General features: G+C 73.4%; 4 protein-coding genes. 3 read left to right on the top strand and 1 reads right to left on the bottom strand.

Annotated elements, in window-relative coordinates; translation table 11 throughout:
- Positions 1–88 precede the first annotated feature (88 nt).
- Complete coding sequence (locus CTKZ_RS01070) at positions 89–964, bottom strand: serine/threonine-protein kinase (RefSeq protein WP_124341193.1); 876 nt, start codon at positions 962–964, stop codon at positions 89–91.
- A gap of 185 nt (positions 965–1149) precedes the next feature.
- Here CTKZ_RS01070 and CTKZ_RS01065 point away from each other — a divergent pair, with 185 nt between their 5' ends.
- The 3 genes from CTKZ_RS01065 to CTKZ_RS01055 all read left to right on the top strand — a co-directional run bounded on the left by CTKZ_RS01065 (position 1150) and on the right by CTKZ_RS01055 (position 5652).
- Positions 1150–2169 carry a LacI family DNA-binding transcriptional regulator gene (locus CTKZ_RS01065; RefSeq protein WP_124341192.1) on the top strand — a complete coding sequence of 340 codons (1020 nt, stop codon included), beginning with the start codon at positions 1150–1152 and terminating at the stop codon, positions 2167–2169.
- Positions 2170–2526: 357 nt separating this feature from the next.
- Positions 2527–4176, top strand: a complete 1650-nt coding sequence (locus tag CTKZ_RS01060; protein WP_235843109.1) for a glycoside hydrolase family 13 protein — start codon at positions 2527–2529, stop codon at positions 4174–4176.
- Between the two features lie 96 nt (positions 4177–4272).
- On the top strand, positions 4273–5652 hold the full coding sequence (locus tag CTKZ_RS01055) for an ABC transporter substrate-binding protein (protein ID WP_124341190.1): 1380 nt from the start codon (positions 4273–4275) through the stop codon (positions 5650–5652).
- Positions 5653–5681: the final 29 nt, after the last annotated feature.

The following is a 5681-nucleotide window of genomic DNA, read 5'->3' as shown; positions in this document are numbered from 1 at the left end:
GCGCACGTCTGACCGGGCGGCCGCAGGCGCGCCCGCCTGACCGGCGGCCCGTCGGGGGCTCACGTCGGACCGGAGGTGCGCGCGGAGGTCAGCGCGGGTCGGGGTCGCGCAGCGCGCGCAGCTCCGCGGCGACCGCGGTCGGCGACGGCCGGTCGCCTGGCTCGGCAGCCGTCATCGCGCCGAGCAGCCGCACCCAGTCCCGTCCGAGGTCCTCGGGCACGTCGACAGGTCGCAGCAGGCGCGCGAGCGAGCTGGTCAGCGGGTCCCCGGGGTACGCGCGCTCGCCGGTGAGGCACTCGAGCAGGACGAGTCCGAGCGAGTAGACGTCGCTCGCAGGTCCGACGTCGCGCCCGAGCGCCTGCTCGGGGCTCTGGTAGCTCGCGGTCCCCGACGAGCTTCGTCGGTCCGTCTCCGGTGCGCGGACGGCGCTCACGGCGATCCCGAAGTCCGCGAGCACGACGGGGAGCGTCGGCGCGTCCTGGCGTCCGGGGGGCGCGGCGGAGTCGGAGACGAGCACGTTGGACGGCTTGACGTCGCGGTGCACGATCCCCGCGGCGTGCGCGTGGCCGAGCGCGAGCGCGAGCTGCCGTCCGACGTCGGCCGTGATCGCGCGGGGGAGCGGGCCGTCGTTCACGCACTCGCGCAGCGTGCGGCCGTCGACGAGCTCCATGACGAGGTACGCGACGGGTCCGACCCCGTCGACCTGGTCGGCGCCCACGTCGAGCAGCGCGACGAGGTTGGGGTGCGACAGACCGGCGAGGACGCGTGCCTCCGCGGCGTAGCGGCGGATCTCCTCGCCGTCGGCCGCGCCGAGGTCGAAGAGCTTGACGGCGACCTCCCGTTCCAGCCGGCGGTCGGTCGCGCGGAAGACCGCACCCGAACCGCCGTGCCCGAGCGCCGCGCCCAGCCGGTACCGTCGCCCGAGCGTGGCGCCGGCCGGGCTGCGCAGGTCGGTGAGGGGCACGGGACGGTCCTTCGGGGGTGCTCTCGACGGGTCGGCGGCGCGTCCGCCGCACCACGACGCTAGGAGCGCGCCCGGGGCACCGCACGTCGAGCGCGCCTCTTCACCCCATCGTGACCGAGCCGAGATGACAGCCGCTTGCGTGATCCTGCAAGTCACTTGCGCGGAAAGTCGCTACAGTGGGCCGCATGTCACGGCGACTCGCAGAGGTGGCACGCAAGGTCGGCGTCTCGGAGGCGACCGTCAGCCGCGTGCTCAACGGCAAGCCCGGCGTCTCCGACCAGACGCGGGAGGCCGTGCTCACCGCGCTCGACGTCCTCGGCTACGAGCGCCCCACCAAGCTGCGCGGCGAGCGCGCACGCCTCGTCGGGCTCGTCCTGCCCGAGCTGCAGAACCCGATCTTCCCCGCGTTCGCCGAGGTCGTCGGTGGGGCGCTCGCGCAGCAGGGCTTCACCCCCGTGCTGTGCACCCAGACCGCGGGGGGAGTGTCCGAGGCCGACTACGTCGAGCTGCTGCTCGGTCAGCAGGTCTCGGGCATCGTGTTCGCCGGCGGGCACTACGCGCAGCGCGACGCGACGCACGACCACTACGAGCGGCTCACCGGCCGGCACCTGCCCGTCGTGCTCATCAACGCGTCGATCGAGGACCTGCCGTTCCCGCGCGTGTCGTGCGACGACGAGGTCGCGATCGAGCAGGCGGTCGGCCACCTCGCGTCGCTCGGCCACACCCGCGTCGGCCTCGTCCTCGGGCCCGTGGACCACGTGCCGTCCGAGCGCAAGCTGCACGCCGCGCGCGCGGTCGCGCAGCGGCTCGGCCTCGAGCTGCGCGACGACCAGGTCGTGCGCTCCGCGTACTCGCTCGAGAGCGGCCAGGCGGCCGCGACGCGCCTGATCAAGGCGGGGGTCACGGGCATCGTCTGCGCGAGCGACCCGCTCGCGCTCGGCGCGATCCGGGCGGCGCGCCGGGCCGGGCTGCGCGTGCCCGACGACATCTCCGTCGTCGGGTACGACGACTCCGCCTTCATGAACTGCACCGAGCCGCCGCTCACGACCGTGCGGCAGCCCATCGAGCCCATGGGCCGCGCCGCGATCGACCTGCTGGTCAACCAGATCAACGGCGCGTCCGTGCCGCAGGAGGAGCTGCTCTTCGAGCCCGAGCTCGTCGTCCGCGGCTCCACCGCACCGGCCCCCGCGTCCCGCCCCGCCTGACGCGTCCCGCTCGCCCGCTGCGCGTCCCGCCCGCCCGACGCGTCTTGCCCGCCTGACGCGTCCCGCTCGCCCGTGGTGCGTCCCGCCTGCTGACGCGCCCTCCCTGCGCGTGGGGACCTTCCGTGCGCCCACGACCTCGACGCACGCCGTGGCGCATCGCGCTGACCCGGTTCACGCGCACCACGACGCGCCGACTTCGGGCAGCGATCGGTCACGCTTCGATAACGCGTCTGTCGAGTTCTTGCGTTGATGTCGTCGCGACCTTTAGTGTCCTGCCATCGCCGAGGACGCCGTAGCGCGCCCGACGCGCCGATCCACCCGACGCCGTCGTCGGGCCGAGGAGAGACGAGACGTGCAGTGACGCAGCCTCACCCGCAGACCGACCCCACCTGGTGGCGGGACGCGGTCATCTACCAGGTCTACCCGCGCAGCTTCGCCGACGGGAACGGCGACGGCACCGGTGACCTGGCGGGCCTGCGGGCGCGGCTGCCGTACCTGCACGACCTCGGCGTCGACGCGATCTGGGTGACCCCCTGGTACCAGTCGCCCCTCGCCGACGGCGGGTACGACGTCGCCGACTATCGCGCCATCGACCCGGCGTTCGGCACGCTCGGCGAGGCGGAGCAGGTCATCGCGGAGGCGCTCGCGCTCGGCATCCGCACGATCATCGACATCGTCCCCAACCACGTCTCCGAGCAGCACGCGTGGTTCCGCGCGGCGCTCGCGGCCGGTCCGGGCAGCCCGGAGCGCGCACGGTTCTGGTTCCACCCGGGCAAGGGCGAGCACGGCGACGTCATGCCGACGCACTGGGTGTCGGACTTCCAGGGCACGACGTGGACGCGCACGGCGAACCCCGACGGCACGCCCGGCGAGTGGTACCTGCACCTGTTCGCGCCGCAGCAGCCGGACCTCAACTGGTCGCACCCGGACGTGCGCGCGGAGTTCGAGGACGTGCTGCGGTTCTGGTTCGACCGCGGCGTCGCGGGCATCCGCATCGACTCGGCCGCGCTGCTCGTCAAGGACGGCGACCTGCCGGAGGTGCCCGAGCAGCCGGGCCCGGGGGAGCACCCGCACGTCGACCGCGACGAGATCCACGACGTCTACCGCGCGTGGCGCGCGGTCGCGGACTCGTACGAGGGCACGCGCGTGCTGGTCGGTGAGGTGTGGCTGCAGGACAAGGCGCGGTTCGCGCAGTACCTGCGCCCCGACGAGATGCACACGGCCTTCAACTTCGACTTCATGGCCCGCCCGTGGGACGCCAAGCAGCTGCGCGAGTCGGTCGACGTGACGCTCGCGGCGCACGGACCCGTGGGCGCCCCGGCGACGTGGGTGCTGTCCAACCACGACGTGACGCGTCCCGTCACGCGCTACGGGCGCGAGGACTCGTCGTTCGCGTTCACGGCGAAGCGGTTCGGCACCCCGACGGACCTCGCCCTCGGCCGCCGCCGGGCCCGCGCCGCCGCGCTGCTCACCGCCGCGCTGCCGGGCTCGCTGTACGTCTACCAGGGCGACGAGCTCGGCCTCCCCGAGGTCGAGGACCTGCCGCGCGAGCTGCTCCAGGACCCCATGCACTTCCGCTCGGGCGGCGTCGACCCGGGCCGCGACGGCTGCCGCGTCCCGCTGCCGTGGTCCGGCACGACTGCGCCCTTCGGCTTCAGCACCCGACCGGCCGAGGGCGGCGCACCCGCGCCGACGTGGCTGCCGCAGCCCGCCGACTGGGCCGGCCTGACCGTCGAGGCGCAGGAGTCGGACCCGACCTCGACGCTCCGCCTCTACCGCGACGTGCTCGCGCTGCGCCGGGCCGAGCGCGCGCTCGGCGACGGCCCGCTGACCTGGGTGGAGACGACCGGCGACGTCCTCGCGTTCGCCCGCGGCGACGTCACGTGCGTCGTCAACCTCGGCACCGACCCGGTGCCGCTGCCCGCCCACACCGACGTCCTGCTGACGAGCGACCCGCTCGACGCAGGCCTGCTGCCGCGCGACACGGCCGCGTGGCTGCGCACGTGACCCGCCCCGACACCGACTGACACCGACTGACACCGAACCCGCAGTCCCGCCCCGCGGCCGACGCCCGCCGTCGACCGCATCCCCGAAGGAGTGACGATGAGGTCCTCGCGTCCCACCGCACTGGCCCTGGCCGGTGTGCTCTCGATCGGTCTGCTCACCGCGTGCAGCACCGACGACTCCGACTCGCCCACGGGCGAGGACGGCAAGGTCAGGATCACCGTCGCGGGCCTCCTGCCGACGGCCGACGACGCCGCGAAGGAGCAGCTCGCCGAGCGCGTCGCCGCGTTCGAGGAGGAGTACCCGGACATCGACGTCGAGACCGAGGACTACGAGTGGAAGGCGTCGACGTTCACGACGCAGCTCGCCGGCGGCACGCTGCCGAACGTCTTCGAGATCCCGCTGACCGACGGCAAGACGCTCATCGAGAACGGCCAGCTCGCCGACATCGACGCGCAGGTCAAGGCGCTGCCGTACGGCGACCAGTTCAACGACGCGCTCATCGCGAACGGCACCGGTGACGACGGCAAGATCTACGCCGTCCCCGCCAAGTCGATCTACGCGGTCGCGCTGCACTACAACCGCAACCTCTTCGAGCAGGCCGGACTGGACCCCGACCAGCCGCCGACCACGTGGGACGAGGTCCGCGAGGACGCGAAGAAGATCCACGACGCCACCGGCGTCGCGGGCTACGCGATGATGGCGCTCGACAACGCGGGCGGCTGGCAGCTCGCGGCGGGCGCGAACTCGCGGGGCGGCGTCATCGAGACGTTCGACGGCGACGCGTACACCGCGACGCTCGACGACCCGGCGGTCGCGGAGCACCTGCAGTGGCTGCACGACCTCAAGTGGGAGGACGGCTCGCTGCTCGACCGCACGGACCTCGGCTGGGGCGACATCAACACCGAGTTCGCGGCGGGCAACCTCGCGATGTACACCTCCGGCTCGGACGTCTACAGCTCGCTCGTCGAGGCGAACGGCGTCACCGCGGACTGGGGCTACGGCCTGACCGCGATCCCGACGTCGGGCGACGGCGGCGCGCTGACCGGCGGCACGATGGCCGCGGTCACGAAGCAGTCGACGGACGAGCAGAAGGACGCCGCCGTCAAGTGGATCGACTGGTGGTACCTGAGCAAGCTGCAGGACCAGGACCAGGCGGTCGCCGACGCGAAGACGCGTGCCGAGGCCGACCCGGCGCAGGCCGTGGGCACGCCCGTGCTGCCGATCTTCTCGAAGGAGAACTACGAGCAGTCGCAGGAGTGGGTCGCGGACTACATCAACGTCCCGCTCGAGAACATGACGGGCTACACCGACGTCATGTTCGACCAGGAGCTCGTGCCCGAGGCGTCGGCCGCGGTGCAGGACCTGTACGCGCAGCTGTTCCCGGTCGTGCAGGCCGTCATCTCGGACGAGAACGCGGACATCGACGCGCTGCTCGCGACCGCGAACGACGCGGGCCAGTCGGCGATCGACGGCTGACACGCCCCTCGCGTGGCCCCCCGGGGGGC

Source organism: Cellulomonas algicola, from assembly GCF_003851725.1.
GTDB classification, from domain to species: domain Bacteria; phylum Actinomycetota; class Actinomycetes; order Actinomycetales; family Cellulomonadaceae; genus Cellulomonas; species Cellulomonas algicola.
This window is presented reverse-complemented; position numbering and strand designations above follow the sequence as displayed.